The sequence below is a fragment of the Microbulbifer sp. SAOS-129_SWC genome (assembly GCF_039696035.1).
Lineage (GTDB): Bacteria > Pseudomonadota > Gammaproteobacteria > Pseudomonadales > Cellvibrionaceae > Microbulbifer.
Genome location: NZ_CP155567.1, coordinates 464626 through 483090 on the forward strand (window position 1 = coordinate 464626; position 18465 = coordinate 483090).

At 65.2% G+C, this 18465-nt stretch carries 18 protein-coding genes; 13 read left to right on the forward strand and 5 right to left on the reverse strand.

The window, feature by feature from the left end:
• Positions 1-290 precede the first annotated feature (290 nt).
• Entirely contained in the window at positions 291-791 is a 501-nt protein-coding gene (alaE, locus tag ABDK11_RS01925) for an L-alanine exporter AlaE (protein WP_346838638.1), read from the reverse strand.
• Positions 792-1057: 266 nt separating this feature from the next.
• Between alaE and ABDK11_RS01930 the strand changes: the two genes are divergently transcribed.
• Positions 1058-1597 (forward strand): PadR family transcriptional regulator, encoded by a 540-nt coding sequence (locus tag ABDK11_RS01930; RefSeq protein ID WP_346838639.1) that lies wholly within the window; start codon positions 1058-1060, stop codon positions 1595-1597.
• 91 nt (positions 1598-1688) lie between these two features.
• The gene (locus ABDK11_RS01935) at positions 1689-2177 is read left to right on the forward strand and encodes a DUF1203 domain-containing protein (protein ID WP_346838640.1); all 489 of its coding nucleotides are present in this window, start codon (positions 1689-1691) and stop codon (positions 2175-2177) included.
• 44 nt (positions 2178-2221) lie between these two features.
• Here the strand turns inward: ABDK11_RS01935 and ABDK11_RS01940 are convergent, their stop codons facing one another.
• Together ABDK11_RS01940 and ABDK11_RS01945 are read right to left on the reverse strand one after the other, a co-directional pair.
• Positions 2222-3367, reverse strand: coding sequence for a beta-ketoacyl-ACP synthase III (locus tag ABDK11_RS01940; RefSeq protein WP_346838641.1), 1146 nt, complete (start codon positions 3365-3367; stop codon positions 2222-2224).
• Between the two features lie 177 nt (positions 3368-3544).
• The gene (locus ABDK11_RS01945; RefSeq protein WP_346838642.1) at positions 3545-4237 is read right to left on the reverse strand and encodes a ComF family protein; all 693 of its coding nucleotides are present in this window, start codon (positions 4235-4237) and stop codon (positions 3545-3547) included.
• Between the two features lie 124 nt (positions 4238-4361).
• On the opposite strand from ABDK11_RS01945, the gene bioB reads away from it, so the two are divergent.
• The 3 genes from bioB to bioC are packed head-to-tail and all read left to right on the forward strand — an operon-like array spanning position 4362 to position 8175.
• Positions 4362-5405 carry a biotin synthase BioB gene (gene bioB / locus ABDK11_RS01950; RefSeq protein ID WP_346840226.1) on the forward strand — a complete coding sequence of 348 codons (1044 nt, stop codon included), beginning with the start codon at positions 4362-4364 and terminating at the stop codon, positions 5403-5405.
• A complete protein-coding gene (gene bioF, locus ABDK11_RS01955; RefSeq protein WP_346838643.1) occupies positions 5402-6604 on the forward strand; it encodes an 8-amino-7-oxononanoate synthase in 1203 nt (400 codons plus the stop codon). The genes bioB and bioF overlap by 4 nt, the downstream gene beginning before the upstream one ends.
• Positions 6601-8175, forward strand: a complete 1575-nt coding sequence (gene bioC, locus ABDK11_RS01960; protein WP_346838644.1) for a malonyl-ACP O-methyltransferase BioC — start codon at positions 6601-6603, stop codon at positions 8173-8175. Before bioF ends, bioC begins: the two co-directional genes overlap by 4 nt.
• Before the next feature lie 25 nt (positions 8176-8200).
• Here the strand turns inward: bioC and ABDK11_RS01965 are convergent, their stop codons facing one another.
• The gene (locus tag ABDK11_RS01965; RefSeq protein WP_346838645.1) at positions 8201-8686 is read right to left on the reverse strand and encodes a L,D-transpeptidase family protein; all 486 of its coding nucleotides are present in this window, start codon (positions 8684-8686) and stop codon (positions 8201-8203) included.
• A gap of 260 nt (positions 8687-8946) precedes the next feature.
• Between ABDK11_RS01965 and bioD the strand changes: the two genes are divergently transcribed.
• From bioD to ABDK11_RS01985, 4 genes are all read left to right on the forward strand, one after another.
• Entirely contained in the window at positions 8947-9645 is a 699-nt protein-coding gene (gene bioD / locus ABDK11_RS01970; RefSeq protein ID WP_346838646.1) for a dethiobiotin synthase, read from the forward strand.
• A gap of 264 nt (positions 9646-9909) precedes the next feature.
• A complete protein-coding gene (locus ABDK11_RS01975; RefSeq protein ID WP_346838647.1) occupies positions 9910-11691 on the forward strand; it encodes an acyl-CoA dehydrogenase C-terminal domain-containing protein in 1782 nt (593 codons plus the stop codon).
• Positions 11692-11852: 161 nt separating this feature from the next.
• Positions 11853-12056 (forward strand): DUF3094 family protein, encoded by a 204-nt coding sequence (locus ABDK11_RS01980; protein WP_346838648.1) that lies wholly within the window; start codon positions 11853-11855, stop codon positions 12054-12056.
• Positions 12056-12724, forward strand: a complete 669-nt coding sequence (locus tag ABDK11_RS01985; protein WP_346838649.1) for a nitroreductase family protein — start codon at positions 12056-12058, stop codon at positions 12722-12724. Before ABDK11_RS01980 ends, ABDK11_RS01985 begins: the two co-directional genes overlap by 1 nt.
• 42 nt (positions 12725-12766) lie before the next feature.
• Here the strand turns inward: ABDK11_RS01985 and ABDK11_RS01990 are convergent, their stop codons facing one another.
• Positions 12767-13228, reverse strand: coding sequence for an EVE domain-containing protein (locus ABDK11_RS01990; protein ID WP_346838650.1), 462 nt, complete (start codon positions 13226-13228; stop codon positions 12767-12769).
• 140 nt (positions 13229-13368) lie between these two features.
• Here ABDK11_RS01990 and ABDK11_RS01995 point away from each other — a divergent pair, with 140 nt between their 5' ends.
• From ABDK11_RS01995 to ABDK11_RS02010, 4 genes are all read left to right on the forward strand, one after another.
• On the forward strand, positions 13369-14466 hold the full coding sequence (locus ABDK11_RS01995; RefSeq protein ID WP_346838651.1) for a histidine kinase: 1098 nt from the start codon (positions 13369-13371) through the stop codon (positions 14464-14466).
• A 4-nt stretch (positions 14467-14470) separates the two neighbouring features.
• Entirely contained in the window at positions 14471-15289 is an 819-nt protein-coding gene (locus tag ABDK11_RS02000) for a LytTR family DNA-binding domain-containing protein (protein WP_346838652.1), read from the forward strand.
• Between the two features lie 99 nt (positions 15290-15388).
• Positions 15389-16072 (forward strand): DUF6515 family protein, encoded by a 684-nt coding sequence (locus ABDK11_RS02005; protein WP_346838653.1) that lies wholly within the window; start codon positions 15389-15391, stop codon positions 16070-16072.
• A 139-nt stretch (positions 16073-16211) separates the two neighbouring features.
• Positions 16212-18404 carry a mechanosensitive ion channel domain-containing protein gene (locus tag ABDK11_RS02010; protein ID WP_346838654.1) on the forward strand — a complete coding sequence of 731 codons (2193 nt, stop codon included), beginning with the start codon at positions 16212-16214 and terminating at the stop codon, positions 18402-18404.
• Positions 18405-18465: the final 61 nt, after the last annotated feature.

Genomic DNA, 18465 nt, shown 5'->3' on the forward strand with positions numbered 1-18465 from the left:
TCAGGGCCGTTTGATACTGCAAACCCGCGCGCTATACAAGGGGTAGGTGACCCGATTGGGCTGGAATGTCAGGTACGTTGGTGTTAACTGCGGGCTCGAGTGGCCGGGGGCGGTGGGCGCGAAGCCAGCTGCCGGTGTATCCCGGCGACAAACGGTGGATAAGGCCGCCGCGTTCGAGCAGTGCTCACCGCAGAATGCGTCGAAGCGGATGCTGAGGGAGAGATGGGGAATCCCCCCGCGGTGCGTCGGCCCGCGAGGGAGCAGTGCGGAGGCCGGCGGGTACCGGTGCCTCAGGCGGTGGAACAGGGTTCGGCCAGCGGGCGCCGGTTGAGCCACAGTTGCCGCAGCCAGTCGAGATAGATGCCGTAGGGGCGGCCCATGGCGCCGGCGATCAGCATAAAGCTGATACTGGCGGTGGCGATTGCCGTCCAGCTGGCGCCGCCCAGCAACATATTTCCCAGGTACAGCGGGTACTGGAAGCTCAGAAACACAAAGGTGTCCAGCAGGTAGGCCTGCAGCGGACCGCTGGCGCCGAAGCGCTGCGCCACCCAGTTGCGGTAGAGGCTGAACGGGCGTGCGATCAGGGTGTTGAAGACCACCGCCAGCAGTCGCACCTGCAGGTGCTCGCGCCAGCTCATGCCGGCCAGACCCACCTCAATGGGGATGGCCACGGCCCAGGAAAAGCTGTTCATGGCAAAGATATCCAGCAGCACCTGGCGGCGTCGCGACAGCGACGGGACGGCGGGGGGCGGTGCGGCACTGGTATCCGGAATCAGGTTTTCAATCGACATGTCGGCTCTGGGTGACGGTGATGTAAGACAACAGCGGGCCGCCGGCAGTAGTTGGCGACTCGAGAGGGTGGCGATTATATCTACAATTCGCGTCAAATCTAGTCTCTCATATTAATTTCTCGCTTTTATAGATATAGGCATCCTATTATTTCACTATTAAGACAGCTGAGCATTTCGATTAGATGCCTGGCGGGGGGATGGGCGCCGCGCACCACTGGGGTTAACATGCACTCAATATGAAACTTTTTGCATAATTCGGAGGCTGAATGTCCCTGCGCTACGCCGTTCTGACCCTGCTGGATATCGAGCCCGGTAGCGGCTACGACCTCAAGCGGCGCTTCGAGCGCAGCGTGTCGCACTTCTGGGGCGCCAGTCACCAGCAGATGTACCGTGAGCTGCACCGGCTGCACGCGGAGGGCCTGCTGGACTGCGCCGAGCAGGCCCAGGAGGGGCGACCGGACAAGAAGGTGTATTCACTCACCGAGCACGGCCGCGCGGAATTGCGCCAGTGGGTACTGCAGCCGGCGCAGCCGCAGAAGATGCGTGACCCCTTCCTGATCCAGCTGTTCGCCGGCCACCACCTGGACAACGCGCAGGCGCGGCAAGCGCTCGAGCGGCAGCTGGAGCACCACCGCGCGCTGCTGCGCGACTATCGCGAACAGAACGAGCGTGTACGCGGCAGCGACCCGGCGCTGCAGCAGCGTTACTGGCTGGCCCATCAGACGCTGCTGCTGGGCATGGATCTCGAACAGACCTGGATCGACTGGGCGGAAAAGCTGCTGCGGGAACTGGATCGGCGCCAGTAGCGGGCGCTCCGAACGCCGCTTCCGAATCTGGCGCGCCAGCGCGGCCGCCTGCCTCTATGTTGCGATCTACCAACACGACGGGAGACGCAATATGACCTTTTCTGTGACACCGATCGCTGCCGGTTTTCTGCAGCGGGTACGAACGACCGGTAGGGACGACCTGAACCAGCCGGTGCGCCAACTGCGCGCCAGCGGCGGCGAGCCGTGCCGCGATACACTGCGGCGGGCGCGGCCCGGAGAGCGCCTGTTGCTCGCCAGCTACTGCCCGTTCCAGCACGCTGGCCCCTACCGGGAATACGGGGCGGTGTATGTGCTGGCCGAGCCGTCAGCGCTGCACGGCGCGCCGCCCGGGCTGGACGTACAGGGCGGCCCCGATGACTACTGGAAGCGCGACGCGCCACTGGCGCTGCGGGCCTACAGCGCCGCGGAGGATATTGTCGCCGCACAACTGCTGCGCCCGGCGAGCCTCGCCGCAGCGGCGGCCGATTACTTCGCCCGCGACGATATCGATTTCGCGCTGGTGCGCTTTGCCGCCTACGGTTGCTACGCGCTGAGGCTCGACCGCACAACGGAGCAATAAAAAAAGCCGGGACTTGTCCCGGCTTTTTTCATCTATAAAACCGCTCAGAGCGCGATCTTCTCCAGCACCAGGCTGCCAATCGAATAGCCCGCCCCGAACGAGCAGATCACGCCGCGGTCGCCGGGTTGCAGGTCGTCGCTGTGCAGGTTGAACGCGATCACAGAGCCGGCGCAGGCGGTGTTGGCGTAGCGGTCGAGCACGATCGGCGCGCGCTCGAGGCTGTTGTCATCGCCCATCAGCTTCTTGGCGATCAGGTTGTTCATATTGATGTTGGCCTGGTGCAGCCAGTAGCGGTCAACGGCAGCGGGCTCGCTGCCGGTTTCGCGCACATGCTCCTCGATATGCGCGGCGGCCATCGGGCACACCTCCTTGAATACCTTGCGACCGTTCTGGCGGAACAGCTTGCCGGCGCCGAACGGGTCCACGTCGGCGGCGCGCGCGGTGTAGCCGAAGTTGGAGCGGATGTTGCTGGAGAACACCGTCTTGGCCTTGGTGCCGAGCACCTCCCAGGCGCTGTCGGCGGCACAGGTCTCGCGGCGCTCCACCACGCTGGCCACGGCCACGTCGCCGAAAATGAAGTGGCTGTCGCGGTCGGTATAGTCGACCTGCGGTGAGGCCAGCTCCGGGTTGATTACCAGTACCGCCCGCGCGGAGCCCGCCGCGACCGCGTCCACGGCGCGCTGCAGCGAGAAGGTGGCAGACGAGCAGGCCACTTCCATATCGAAAGCGAAGCCGTCGATCCCCAGGGCACTCTGGATCTCGATGGCGATGGCGGGATAGGCGCGCTGCAGGTAGGAGGCGCCGACGATCACCATATCGATGTCTTCGGGCTTCTTGTTGGCCTTCTCCAGCGCCAGCTCGGCCGCCCTGAGGCCCATCTCGGCCTGCAGCCACAGTTCATCGTCGCTGCGCTCGGGGATCGACGGGCGCATCCGCGCCGGATCCAGGATGCCCTCGCGGGTGACCACATAGCGGCTCTTGATACCGGAGGCCTTCTCGATGAATTCGGCCGAGGACATCGGTTTGGCAGCCAGCTCCCCGGCCTCGATTTCGGCCGCGTGCGCGCGGTTATAGTTTTCCGCCCAGGCGTTGTAGGCCTCCACCAGCTCCTCATTACTGATCGCGTGGGGCGGCGTCCACAGCCCGGTGCCGCTGATTACGATGCCGCGCGGCAGCTTGTATTCACTCATCGCTGAATCCTTGGCTCGCGCGTGTTAGCTGTTGCCTGTCAGGGGGCGGGCGCGCGAGCGACTGTTTTCTCATTAAACGTTAGCAGCGCCGGGCGCCGTTGATACGGGCGTCCAGCGAGCGGGCGCGCATTGTGCCGGGGTTGCCCGATTCGGTCTATATGTGCGCGGGACAGCCCGTCAGGGTGTTCTGGCCAGGGCGTAGGCACTGATGCGCGCGGCGCCGGCGGCCAGCAGCGCGCGGGAGGCTGCCTCCAGGGTGGCGCCGGTGGTGATGACGTCGTCCACCAGACCGATATGCATGCCGGCGACAGGACCGCGCACGGTAAAGCTGTGCTCGAGATTGCGCAGCCGCTGGGCGCGGTTCAGCTGCTGCTGGCGGTGGCCGGCGCTGGTCTTGCGCAGCAGCCGCGGCGCCAGCGGGATGTGCCACTGACGGCTCAACTCCGCGGCGATCACCTGCGCCTGGTTGAAGCCGCGCTGCCAGTAGCGCCGCCAGTGCAGCGGCAGTGGCAGCAGCAGGTCGGGTGCGTCGTCCGGCGGCAGCAGCCGGGGCGCGGCCAGCCGCGCCAGGCTGAATCCGGCGGCCAGGTCGCCGCGATACTTGAAGCGCTGGATCAGCTGGCCCACCGGGAAGGCGTAATGCCAGGCGGCACGCGCGCTGGCGAAGGCCGGCGGGTGCTGCAGGCAGCCGGGGCAGGTGTGCGCGGCCGGTGGCAGCGGCAGGGCACAGCGCTGGCAGGCGTCGCCGAGTTGCGGCAATTCCCGCTGGCACGGTTGGCACAGGCCGCTGTCGTGGCCGCAGGTGTCGCCGCACAGCAGGCAGCGGGCGATCCGCTGCGACAGGTAGCGGCCAATAGACTTGTAAACCATTCCCTGGTAATCCGGTTGACAGTGATTCGGGCGCGGCTAAACTGGCAGACTTCCGGGTCTGCCGCACCCGCCCGCAACAGAAAAAGAGAGAGTAAGCCCAGTGACTGCAGCCCAGCAAATGCCCATGGCCGCCATCCGCCACGACTGGACCCGCCAGCAGGTACTCGACCTGTTCGCGCTGCCGTTCAATGACCTGCTGTTCACCGCCCAACAGGTACACCGCACGTATTTCGATGCCAACCGCGTGCAGGTCAGCACCCTGTGCTCGATCAAGACCGGCGCCTGCCCGGAAGACTGTGCCTACTGTCCGCAGAGCGCCCGCTACGACACCGGCCTCGAGCGCGAGCAGCTGATGAAAGTCGAGGCGGTGCTGGAAGAGGCCCGCGCGGCCAAGGCCAGCGGTGCCACGCGCTTCTGCATGGGCGCCGCCTGGCGCTCGCCGAAGAAGAAGGATATGCCCTACGTGACCAAAATGGTGCGCGAGGTGAAGGCGCTGGGGATGGAGACCTGCATGACCCTGGGCATGCTCAAAGACGAGCAGGCGCAGGAGCTGGCTGCGGCCGGCCTCGATTACTACAACCACAACCTGGATACCTCACCGGAATACTACGGCGAGATCATCACCACGCGTACCTACCAGGACCGCCTGGAGACTCTCGGCCGCGTGCGCGCTGCGGGCATGAAGGTCTGCGCCGGCGGTATCGTCGGGATGGGCGAGGGCGAGCAGGACCGCGCCGGGCTGCTGATGCAGCTGGCCAACCTGCCGGCGCACCCGGAGTCGGTGCCGATCAACATGCTGGTGAAGGTCGCCGGCACGCCGCTGGAGAGCGAACGCGACCTGGACCCGTTCGAATTCATCCGCTGCATCGCCGTGGCCCGCATCATGATGCCGAAGTCGCACGTGCGCCTGTCTGCCGGCCGTGAGCAGATGAACGACGAGATGCAGTCGCTGGCCTTCCTGGCCGGGGCCAACTCGATCTTCTACGGCGAGAAGCTGCTCACCACCGGCAACCCGGAAGCTAACAAGGATATGCAGCTGTTCGCGCGTCTCGGCATCCAGCCGGAGGAGTACCAGCAGTACGCCGACGAGCGCGAAGTCGAGGCAGAGCTGGCCGCGCAGATCAGCGAGCAACAGCACGACCCGTATTTCTACGACGCGGCCAAATGACCCGGCCCCGCTCCCTGTCCGCGACACTGCGCGCGCGCCTCGACGAGCGCCGCGCGCAGAACCTGTACCGCGAACTCAAGACCCTGGCCGCCGCGCCGGGGCCGCGGGCGCAGCTGGATGGGCGCGAACTGGTGGCGTTCAGCAGTAACGATTACCTGGGCCTGGCCACCCATCCGCGGGTCATCGCCGCGCAACAGGTCGGTGCCGAACTCGGTGCCGGTGCCACCGCCTCCCACCTGGTCAACGGCCATTTGCAGATTCACGCCGACCTGCAGCAAAAGATTGCCGCGGTCACCGGCCGCGAGGCGGCGCTGGTGTTCTCCAGTGGTTATATGGCCAATGTCGGCACCATCTGCGCGCTGGTCGGCCGCGGTGACCAGATTCTCTCCGACAAACTCAATCACGCCTCGCTGATCGACGGCGCACGCCTGTGCGGCGCCACCAGCCTGCGTTTCGGCCACAGCGACCTGGGCGCGCTGCAGCGCCGGCTCGAGCGCGCCGCCGCCGGCGGCAACCTTCTCGTCGCGGTGGACGGTGTCTACAGCATGGATGGCGACTGCGCGCCGCTGGCCGAGATCGCCGCGCTGTGCCGCGAGTACAGCGCCTGGCTGATGGTGGACGAGGCACACGGTTTCGGTGTCATGGGCAGCGCCACGCTGCCGCTGGCCGGCAGCGCCGCCGCCGCCGGGCTCGGCCAGGACGAGGCGCCGGTACTGATGGGCACCCTGGGCAAGGCCGCCGGTAACGCCGGCGCCTTCGTGGCCGGTTCGCGCGCGTTGATCGATTATCTGGTGCAGTTCGCGCGCCCGTATATCTATACCACCGGCATGCCGCCGGCGGTCGCCAGCGGCTGCCTGGCCGCGCTGGAAACGATGGAGCAGGAAGCGCAATTGCGCGCGCAGCTGCAGCGCAATATCGCGTTTTTCCGCCGTCGCGCCGCGGCGCTGGCGCTGCCGTTGATGGACTCCACCAGCGCCATCCAGCCGCTGCCGCTCGGTGATGAACACGCGGTGATGGCAGTGGCGGCGGAACTGCAGCGGCGCGGTTTCCTGGTCGGCGCCATCCGCCCGCCAACCGTGCCCGCCGGCACCGCGCGGCTGCGCATTACCCTGTCCGCCGCGCACAGCGAGACACAGATCGACCAGTTGCTCACGGCGCTGGCGGCGGCACTGCCAGCCGCGGCGGGAGCAGGCGCGTGAAGGGGATTGAACACCTGGTGTTGCTGCACGGCTGGGGCGGCGACGCGCGCCTGTGGCAACCGCTGGTCGCGGCGCTCGACGGCGCACTGCCGGTGACGCTGCTGGAACTGCCCGGCTTCGGCGACCGCGCCGGCGAGCCCTGGCCCGGTGACGACGCATTGCTGCAGTCGCTGTACCAGCAGCTGCCCGGCAACTGCCTGCTGCTCGGCCACTCCCTCGGCGGCATGCTCGCCGCGCGGCTGGCGGCACAGCCGGGGCAGGACAAGATCCGCGCCCTGATGACCATCGCTGCCAACGGCAGCTTCGTGCAGCGCGGTGACTGGCCGGGTATGGAGGCGCAGGTTTTTGCCGATTTCTGCCAGTCGATGCGCGCCGCTCCCGAGGCAACGTGGGAAAAATTCTGCGGCCTGCAGGCCCGCGGTGACCGCGCCATGCGCAGTGTGCTGAAACAGCTGAAGGGCTGGCGCCCGAGCGCCATGGGCGCGGCCTGGGGGCAGGCCCTCGACTGCCTCGGGCGTTTCGACAACCGCGAAACCTTACCGACTATTTCCGTGCCGGCGCTGCACCTGTTCGGCGACCGCGACGCGCTGGTGCCGGCGGCGGCCGCGCAGCGGCTGCGGGCGCAGGGGGTTGCTGTCGAAGTGCTGGCGGGTTGCGGCCACGCGCCGCAGCTGTCGTGCCCCGAGTTAGTCGCGGAGAAAATCCGCGACCTGGCCGCGGCCCCGCGCGCTGGCGACGCACCGTTTGCAAAAAACGCGGTGGCGCAATCGTTCGGCCGCGCCGCCGCCAGTTACGACGCCGCCGCGCACCTGCAGCGCGCGGTATGCCGGCAGCTGCTCGATGGTGCGGAGGGCAACCCGGCGCCGCAGCGTATTCTGGACCTGGGCAGCGGCACCGGCTATGGCAGCGCGCTGCTGCGCCGGCGCTTCCCGCAGGCGCAAATCATCGCGCTGGATCTGGCCGAGGGCATGCTGCAGTACGCCCGCGCCGAACGCCCGCACGCGGATGCCTATATCGCCGCTGACGCGGAACAGCTGCCGCTGGCCGACGGCAGTGTCGATCTGGTGTTCTCGAGCATGGCGCTGCAGTGGTGCTACCGCCTGCCGCAGTTGTTTGCGGAACTGCGCCGGGTGCTGGCCGACGGCGGTCGCTGCCTGGTGGCGACGCTGGGGCCGGGCACGCTGGCGGAACTGAAACAGAGCTGGGCGCAGGTGGACGACGGAATACACGTGAATCGCTTCCTGCCGCAACGGGACTGGCAGCGGGCTGCGGCGGCCAGTGGCCTGTGTGGCGACTGGCAGATCGAAACGCGGGTACTGCACTTCGAGGACGTGCGCCGCCTGATGCGCGAGCTGAAGAGCGTCGGTGCCCACAACGTCAACCGCGATGCCGGCCGTGGCCTGACCGGGCGCGCGAAGCTGCGCCGGCTGGCACAGGCGTATGAATCACTGCGCGGGGAAGCGGGGCTGCCGGTCAGCTATGAGGTGATCTATCTGGCGCTGGCGGCGGTAGGCGGGGAGGATTCAGGCAGGGAGGAGACGGCAGAAGCGGCCCGTGGCCGCTCCTGCTGATAATGGCGCTGCTTGTGCGGCCGGATCAGGGGTAGATCGTAATCGGCGTCGGCGTTTTCACCATTGCCCAGATCTCGTCCATCTGGCGGTTGTTCACGGCGATACAGCCGTCCGTCCAGTTCATGCGCGACAGGTATTTCTCCATTCCCTTCCACTCCGGCTTGATGCCGTGAATCATGATGTCGCCACCCGGGTTGACCCCCAGTTTGGCCGCGTGGGCGCGGTCGGCCTTGTTCGGGTAGGAGATATGGATGGAGCGGTAGAAGCGGCTGTGCGGATTCTTCCAGTCCAGCGTGTAGCGGCCCTCGGGGGTGCGCTCGTCGCCCTGGCGGACCTTGTGGCCGCGCGGGTTGTCACCGAACACGACCTTGTAGCTGCGCACCACCTTGCCGTGGCGTTTCAATTGCATCAGGCCCTTGGATTTGTAAACGACCACCATATCCACCGGCTTCACGGTGGCGTATGACAGGGCCGGCAGCAGTAAAAGCAGGGCAAGAGTCAGGTATCGCATAGTGTTGGCAAAAGCTCCCGTTGTCGGGTTTGTGGTGATTTCGCGGCTTCCGTACCTTCGATTTGTCCCGGCGGAGAAAATCGTTGTGACAGCGCTGTCCTTCGCCGGTCATCCGGCATGCGCCGGGGTAGATTCTTAGGCAATTATCCTAACTCCGGGCCTGAAAGACTTCCGAATTGGTTAAATATTGCTCTATGCGGGTAATTTATCATCATGTAGTCGACGTTTAAAGGGGCGTCAACGTAAAAATTGGAGTTTCTGTGACCCAGACTTTCTTTATCGCGGGCACCGACACCGAAGTCGGCAAGACCTTTGTGACCACGGCGCTGCTGGCAAGTGCCGCAACGCGCGGCCTGAAAACCGCGGCGGTAAAACCGGTGGCCTCCGGCTGTGAACAGACCGCCGACGGCCTGCGCAACGAGGATGCGCTGGCGCTGCAGGCGGCGATGACCGAGGATCTGCCCTACCAGCAGGTGAACCCGATTGCACTGGAGCCGGCCATTGCGCCGCACATCGCCGCCGCCGAGGCCGGCCGGCGCCTGGACCTGGGGCGCCTGGCCGGTGTCTGCCGCGGGGTCATGTCCACCGCTGCCGACCTGGTGCTGATCGAGGGCGCCGGGGGCTGGCGCACGCCGCTGGGCCCGCGCGCGTTTCTGTCGCAGCTGCCGCGCGAGCTGAATATTCCGGTGATCCTGGTGGTGGGAATGCGCCTTGGCTGTATCAACCACGCGCTGCTGACCGCCGAGGCAATCCGTCGCGACGGCTTGGCGCTGGCGGGCTGGGTGGCGAATTTCCCTGCGGCGGAATCGATGGCGCGCCCGGACGAAAACCTGGCCACGCTGCAGGCCATACTGCCAGCGCCGCTGCTGGGGGTGCTGCCGTTTACCGAGGGCGGTGACTACCGCAGCGCGGCCGCCCATCTCGATCTGGATCCTCTCCAGCTCGGCTCCCCGGAGTAGTGCGCCGCCCGCAGCGGTACTGACGGCTTCTGGTATGGCACTTTCATTGCAGCTGCAACGAGGGCGAACTTCGGTTTGCCCTAATTGGTAAGGCCATTAGTTGGTAAGGGCATTCTCCCGAACCGCGCCGGGTTGTCGGTGGCAAATCACAGCACAATCCGCGAACCAATATCCCCCTCCCGGTCCCCCACCACAGTTGACAATTCGCCTCTTCGGGCCTAGATTCAAACAACTGTTTGAAACGCTTGAATGAGGATCTGGCGCATGGCCGAGTACAAAGCACCACTGCGGGAGATGAACTTCCTGCTGCACGAAGTGTTTGCTGCGGATGAACTCTGGGCACAGCTGCCCGGACTGGCCGGCGCGGTGGATCGCGAGACCGCCGATGCCATCCTGGAAGAAATGTCCAAGCTCGCCGGCAACACCCTGGACCCGATCAACCGCTCCGGCGACGAAGAGGGCTGCCAGTGGAATGACGGCGTGGTCACTACGCCCGCGGGCTTCCCGGAAGCCTACGCGACTTTCTGCGAGGGCGGCTGGGGTTCGCTGCTGGGTAACCCGGAGTACGGCGGCATGGGGATGCCGAAAATGCTCGGCGCCCAGGTCGAGGAAATGATCAACGCGGCCAATATTTCCTTCGCGCTGTATCCGGTGCTGACCGCCGGCGCCTGCCTGGCGATCGACGCCCACGCCAGCGAGGAGCTGAAACAGAAATACCTGCCGAACATGTATGCCGGTACCTGGTCCGGCGCGATGGACCTGACCGAGCCCCACGCTGGCACCGACCTCGGCATTATCCGCACCAAGGCCGAGCCGCAGGACGACGGCAGCTACAGCATTACCGGCAGCAAGATCTTTATCACCGGCGGCGACCAGGACCTGTCCGAGAACATCATTCACCTGGTGCTGGCCAAGCTGCCGGACGCGCCCAAGGGGCCGAAAGGAATCTCCCTGTTCCTGGTGCCCAAGTTCCTGGTCAACGAAGACGGCAGTGTCGGCGAGCCCAACCACGTCAGCTGCGGTTCCATTGAGCACAAGATGGGCATCAAGGCCTCGGCCACCTGCGCGATGAATTTCGATGGCGCCAAGGGCTGGCTGGTGGGCGAAGTGAACAAGGGCCTCGCGGCCATGTTCACGATGATGAACTACGAGCGCCTGGGTGTGGGTATCCAGGGCTTGGGCGCATCCGAGCGCTCCTACCAAAATGCCCTGGAATACGCTCGCGACCGCGTGCAGAGCCGCTCGCCGGCCGGTGCGCAGCAGCCGGACAAGGCCGCTGACCCGATCATCGTGCACCCCGACGTGCGCCGTATGCTGCTGACCCAGAAGGCGCTGATCGGTGGCGCCCGCGCGCTGTCCACCTATGTGGCCAAGTGGCTGGATATCTCCAAGTTCGGTGAGGGCGAAGAGAAGAAGCACGCGGAGGCGATGGTCGCGCTGCTCACGCCGGTGGCCAAGGCCTTCTTTACCGACAAGGGCCTCGAGTGCACCATCATTGGCCAGCAGGTGTTCGGCGGCCACGGCTACATTCGCGAGTGGGGTCAGGAGCAGCTGGTGCGCGACGTGCGCATTACCCAGATCTACGAGGGCACCAACGGTATCCAGGCGCTGGACCTGGCCGGGCGCAAGACCGTCGCCAACGGCGGCGCCTTCTTCGAGCTGTTTGCCGCCGACGTGCAGGCATTTATCGACGCCCAGGCCGGCCGCGCCGACATGGCCGAGTTCGTGCAGCCGCTGGCGGCGGAACTGCAGCGCCTCAAGGACGCCACCGCGAAGATGATCGCCGCCGCGCAGCAAGACCCGCACGCGCCCGGCGCCGCCTCGGTGGAATACCTGCACCTGTTTGGCTACGTGGCCTATGCCTATATGTGGGCGATGGGGGCTGCCGTGGCGCTGCCCAAGGCCGGCGACGACGATTTCTACAAAGGCCAGGTCAAGACCGCGCGCTTTTACTTCGCGCGCCTGCTGCCCCAGGCCCAGGCGCTGGCCACCAGTGTCAATGCCGGCAGCGCGACCCTGATGGACCTGGAACAGGACCTGTTCTGAGTCGCAGCGCCGCGGTGGCCCGAATTCGCCGCGGTGCTGATCCTCTCTTTTGATCTGCCGATCAGGCCCCGCGACTGCGGGGCTTTTTTATGTCGGGCACTTTTGCGGGCGGGGCGATTCTTCTAGACTCGGAAGCACAACAATAACGAGTAGCCTGAGCCATGTCCGATTCTCCCGAGCCCCGCCCCGATCAACGACTGTCCGCCGAAGACCAGGTCAAGGTGGACAACTACCTGCAGAGCGGCGTCAACAGCGTGGAGCGCAAGCCGTTCCGCCCGTGGCTGCTGCTGGGGGTGATCCTGGTGGTGATGACGCTGCTGTCGCTGCTCAGCTACTTTATCGCGCGGGTCAAAGGGGTGGTCTAATGGATGAGGCAACAGACTTCCTGCCGCTCGACTTCGAGTATCTGGACGGGGCGGAGATGCAGCGGCGCGCCGCGGCCTTCCGCGAGCGTATGGGCTTGCGGCGCACGGTGCGGGACTTTGCCAGCGCGTCGCTGCCGCGGCAGGTCATCGAGGACGCGATCCGCACCGCCGGCAGTGCGCCGAGCGGCGCCAATATGCAGCCGTGGCATTTCTGCGTGGTGGAGAGCGCAGAGATCAAGCGGCAGATCCGCATCGCCGCCGAGGAAGAGGAGCGCGAGTTCTACCAGCGCCGCGCTTCGGCCGAGTGGCTCGAGGCGCTGGCACCACTGGGGACCGATGCCGACAAACCATTCCTGGAAACCGCACCCTACCTGATCGTTATTTTCCTGAAGAAGTTCTCCAGCAGCGAGTCCGGGGAGAAACTGAAGAACTACTACACCGCCGAATCGGTCGGCATCGCCACCGGCCTGCTGATCGCCGCACTGCACAATGCCGGCGTAGCCACGCTGACCCATACCCCCAGCCCGATGAAGTTCCTCAACGAAATTCTCGGCCGGCCGGTGACCGAGAAGCCGTATATGATTCTGGTGGCCGGGCTGCCGGCGCAGGGGGCGCAGGTGCCGGCGATCAAGCGCAAGCCGCTGGAGGAGATCGCGGACTTCGTCTGAGGCTCCGGTGTGGGCCAGTTCGCCGCGGCTCGCCGGCGCAGTCTACATCTCCCCCAGCGCCACGATGGTTGTCCATTCCGCTGCCGTCACCGGCTGGATCGACAGCCGCCCCTGCTTCACCAGCACCATGTCCGCCAGCTGCGGGTTCTGCTTGATTTCCGCCAGTGGCAGCGGCCGCGCGAAGCGCGCGCGGAAGCGGATATCCACACAGAACCAGCGCGGCTTGTCGGCACTGGCCTTGGGATCGAAATACTTGCTCTCGGGGTCGAACTGGGCCGGGTCGGGGTAGGCGGCGCGCACCACCTCGGCGCTGCCCACCACCGCCGGCACCTTGCAGGCACTGTGGTAGAACAGTACGGCGTCGCCCGCTGCGACCGCGTCGCGGAGAAAGTTGCGCGCCTGGTAATTGCGGATACCGTCCCAGCGGCCGGTCTGGCCCGGCTCGGCGGCCAGGTCGTCGATGCTGTACTCATCCGGTTCGGATTTGAAAAGCCAGTAGTTCATGTCGATTTCTGGGGTTCCTGCGGCAGTCTGCGTCGATCCTGCGCCGGTTGGTATTTCACCAGCGCGGGGGGACATTTAGTATAAATCCCAACAAAAGTATCAAATCGGCGCCGGCTATGGGCGCCGCTGAACAGGAATTTATGGGTCACAACGCATTCGAATGGCTGACCGAACGGCTCGCCTCACATCGCTGCCAGTACTGGGCACTGCAGCTGAGCGGTTGGGGTGGCTATACGCTGCTTACTTTCGTGGGCAGTTTTTTCTGGGTCGAGAACCACTGGGTACACTCCGGCTACATCGCCGTTGCCACCACCTCCGGCGTGGGGCTGTCGGAAATCATGCGCCGCGGCTTCCAGCGCCTGTGGGACAAGGCGCCGGCGACGCGCCTGTTCGGCTCGCTGGTGGTGGTACTGATCGCAGCGCTGGTGTGGGCCGGCATCAAGTTCGGCGGTTCCCTGTGGCTGTATGGCAAGCCCGGCGGCGACGGCGAGCACCCGGTGGTGCTGGCGGTGTACTGGTTTTCCTACTCGTTCCTGCTGCTGATGACCTGGACCGCGCTCTACTACGGCATCAAGTATTACCAGGCGTCGCTGACCCAGCAGGAGAAGGCGCTGCGCGCGGAATCCATGGCCCACCAGGCCCAGCTGAAAATGCTGCGCTATCAGCTGAATCCGCATTTCCTGTTCAACACCCTGAACGCGATTTCCACCCTGATCCTCGACGGTGACGGCCGCACCGCCAACGATATGGTAACGCGGCTGTCGCAATTCCTGCGCCACTCGCTGGATAATGACCCGATGCAGAGAGTCAGCCTCGCCAAGGAAGTGGAAGCGCTGATGCTGTACCTGGATATCGAAAAGGTCCGTTTCGCCGACCGCCTGGGGGTGAACCTGGATCTCGAGGGCGATTCGCCGCGGGCCTTGGTGCCCAGCCTGCTGTTGCAACCGCTGGTGGAAAACGCGATCAAATACGGGATCTCGCAGCGCGAGTGGGGCGGCGAGATCACGATCAAGGGGCGAGTGTTCGCCGGCGAACTGCTGCTGGAAGTGAGTGACAACGGACCGGGAATCGCGGAGGAGGAACTCGTCCGGCTGGGTTCCTCCGGTTACGGGGTCGGGATTCGCAATACCTGCGAGCGCCTGTACGCCCTCTACGGCAGTGACCAGAAGGTGCGTTTCTGCAACCGCCCGGAAGGCGGCTTGGCGGTGCATATCAGGATTCCCTACGAACAGGAATAAAAACATGAGTGCTGTACAGGAAAAACTGCGGGCCATCATCGTGGATGACGAGCCGCTGGCGCGGCGCGGCCTGCGCCTGCGCCTGGGGGTGATGCCGGGGATCGACATCGTGGCGGAATGCGGCAACGGCCGCGAAGCGCGCGAGCGGATACTGGAATTGGCGCCGGATGTGGTGTTCGTGGATATCCAGATGCCCGGCGTCAACGGCCTGCAGCTGGTGCAACAGCTGCCGGTAGAGCAGTTGCCGCAGATCGTGTTTGTCACCGCCTACGACCAGTACGCGGTGGAGGCCTTCGAGGTCAATGCAGTGGACTATGTGCTGAAACCGATCGAGGAACAGCGCCTGACCCTGGCGATCGAGCGGGTGCGCGAGAAGCTGGCCAGCGCCGATATCGCCAGCCAGCGCGAGCAGCTGCTCGAAGCGGTGGCCGACCTGACGCAGGAATCGCCCCAGGTACTGGAACAGAAACTGGCCGCCGGCGAGCTCGGTGCGAGCGCCTACCCGGACAAGATTGCGATCAAGGATTCCGGCAAGATTACCCTGGTGCCGGCGCAGGATATCGACTGGATCGACGCCGCCGGCGACTACATGTGTGTGCATGCCAGCGGCGAAACCCACGTGATGCGTATCACCATGAAGGAACTGGAACAGCAGCTGGATCCGAAACAGTTCCAGCGTATTCACCGCTCCACCATCGTCAACCTGAACCGGGTGCGCGAGATCTGCGCGCATATCAACGGCGAATACCACCTGGTGCTGAACAACGGCGAGCGCCTGAAAATGAGCCGCAGCTACAAGAACAAGGTGCAGCACTTCCTGTAGCGGCGCGGCCCCATCGAGATCAAGCCATGGGGTGCGAGTGGGGATAGGCGCCGCCGCTGAGTAGACTTCCCAATAGTCTGCAAGCGAGGGGATGCCGCCATGCGCTACGTCATAGCACTGCTGCTCGGTTTCGCGGTCGCGCTGAGCTGGGCGCAGGACCGGGCCAGGTCCCTGCCTTCCGGTACGTCCCAGATCCTGGTGGGCGGTGAAACCTACTATTATTCGCGGGGATCTTTCTACCGCCTGGGAAACGGTGAGTACCGGCGCGTGAAGCCACCGCTGGGTGCGCGGGTTCCCTACGCGCCCGGGAGCAGCGGTACTTTCACCATGCGCGGTGACCGATACTTCGTGACTCGCAGTGGTTCCTTCCTGCGGTACGAGCCGAGCGGGGACGATTTTACCGTTGTCTCCCCGCCCGCCGGCTGGCGGGACTACTACCGGGGTTCGCCGGGTCTGCAGTCACTGGCTGCTCCCCGGGAGCCGCAGGTGACCGCGCAGGCACCGCAGGTGATTCCGCGCGCGGCGCCGCCGCCGGTCACGATTGTGCCGCGGCCCTTCCCACCGCCGGCCCCCGGCTACTACGCCGAGTATCGCGGCACGCCCCCCGGCGGCGGCTACTACGGCCGCTATGGCTTCCGTGACTACATCGGCGACCAGACCTATCGCGAGCGCCAGTCCACCTGCCGGCGCATCGCCACCGACCAGTCGCGCCGCGCCAAGGTCGGCCCCTATCGCCGCGAACCCGGCAGCTATCGGGACGAGTACGAACGCTGTATGCGCTGACGCGGCTGCCGCAGGGGCAGCCGGCCTGGCCCGGCTGCCGCAGGGGCAGCCGGCCTGGCCCGGCTACACTGAAAGACAGATCTCCACGAATCGGCGTTGTTCTTTACGCCGGAGTTGCTGTCACGGATAGATTAGGGCTATGGCGGGCGATTGCAGTATTTCCTCCACTCGCGTTGCACCAGGTGGCCCCGGTTGTCTCGGTGGCAGCGCCGCCCGTGTATTGCTGATCGTCCTGATCGGTTTGCTGTTCGTCGGTAGTTCCGTGACCGCCAGCGCGCAACTTCCCTCCCAAAAGCCGGACAAGTTTGAACCGACGATTCCCGATTTCAGCGACCCCAGCGCCGACTGGTGGACGGACTGGCCCGATGCCACCGCCGACGAGCGCAAGCAGTGGCTGCAGGCGCTGACCGAGGCCTGGAAAGACTGGCGTGGCAAACTGCCGGACAATCCCGATCTCAAGGCCCGCGCCGACGCCATCAGCAACAGCCTCAGTGGTATCGCCGTCACCTGGAAGAAATACGGCGAGTACCAGAAGATGCCGGTGCTGCCCAAGGTGGAGTTTCCGCGCAACCCGGATGTCCTCGCCTGGGCCGAGGCCGACGCCGCCGTGGCCCGCGGCCACCAGCGCCTTGTCGGCGTGCAGCTGGAGCTGCGCCAGACGGGGGACACCCTGGCCCAGTCCCTGAATCAGCTGCGCCAGCAGGTGGTGGTGCTGCGGGAAGTCGGTAGCGATGAACTCAAGCGCGAGACCGCCACGCTGGCGCTGCTGCAGGCGCAGTTCAACCATCTCAATATCATCGAGCAGAAAGCGGCGCTGGAACAGCAGATGAGCGCCTGGAAGGAGCAGATTGCGGTGGCCCAGAGCCAGCTCAATCGCATGCTCGGGGAACTGCAGTACAGCGACAAGGCGGCGGCAAAACTGAAGCAGGCCATCGGCGGACAGCAGGATCGCATCGAAAAACTCTCCGCCGACCGCTCGGCACTGCAGGCCCGGAGCGTGCAGTCGACCGCCAGTCCGGACGCGGATATGGAGCGCGACCTGAAGAAAATGCTGCTCGAAACCAACCTGCTGGAAGCGCACCTGAAAAAGCGCAAAAACGAGCTGCTGCAATCCATCAACGCGGTGCTGCAGAGCGGTAATGGCGAGCACTCGCTGGTGCTGGACCGCAACCTGGTGGAAACGGCGCACTCCATGAGCGACAGCATTTCGCGCGAGCTGAATGTGCGCCAGCGCCAGGTGAGCGCCTGGGCCGGCAAGCAGAGCGAGAGCATGAAACGCTGGTGGCAGTATTTCGAGAAGATCAGCAGCGCCCTCGGCACCGACAACGACCTGATCGAAGATGTACAGCGCTACGAAGTGGCGCAGCTGCAGGTTTACAAGCAGCACCAGGGCTGGTGGGCCACGGTGCGTGAGCGCAGCGGACATTATCTCGGCCTGGCCTACACCCACTGGCGCAAGCTGGCCGACTACAAGCTGTTCACGATCAGCGAAAGCCCGATTACGCCGCGCGCCATCGCCAAGATCATCTTCGTGCTGGTGTGCGCCTGGCTGATTTCCAGCCTTACCCGGCGCTTCCTGCAGCGGCTGGTGCGCAAGAATCACGCCAGCAAGCAGTCCATGTACACCCTGGGGCGGGTGCTGCACTACAGCATTATCGCGGTCGCATTGCTGGTGGCACTGGGCATGCTGGGGCTGGATACCTCCAAACTGGCGCTGGTTGCCGGCGCCCTGTCGGTGGGTATCGGTTTCGGCATGCAGGCGATCTTTTCCAACTTTATCTCCGGCCTGATCCTGTTGTTCGAGCAGCCGCTGCGGGTGGGTGACCTGGTGGAGCTGGAGTCCGGCGTGTTCGGTCGTATCCGTGATATCAATGTGCGCTCCACACGTATCACCACCCGCGACAATGTCGACATCCTGGTACCCAACACGGAGTTTGTCGCCGGCCGGGTGATCAATCACACGCTCGACGACCCGGTACGCCGCATTCATATCCCCTTCGGGGTCGCCTACGGCTCGGATCCGGACTTGGTGCGCGAAGCGGCCATGGACGCCGCCGAACAGGTTCCCATTACGCACACCGACTGGCAGCGCAAAACCGAGGTGTGGCTGATGGAGTTCGGCGACAGCGCACTCAATTTCAAGCTGGTGGTATGGATCAACAGCAATATGGTGTCGCCGCTCGGTGACCCCTACGCGCTCTACAACCTGGAGTTGCTGCGGGAACTGAATGAGCGCGACATCGAGGTGCCCTTCCCGCAGCGGGATCTCCACGTGCGCAGCTGGGAGGCGCCGCTGCCGATTGCGCGCCCGCCCGACGCGCCCGAGAGCTAGCCGCGCCGCCTGAATTTTGTGCAGAGTGTTTGTTCCGCAGCCGCCGCGCGGGTATTCTCTG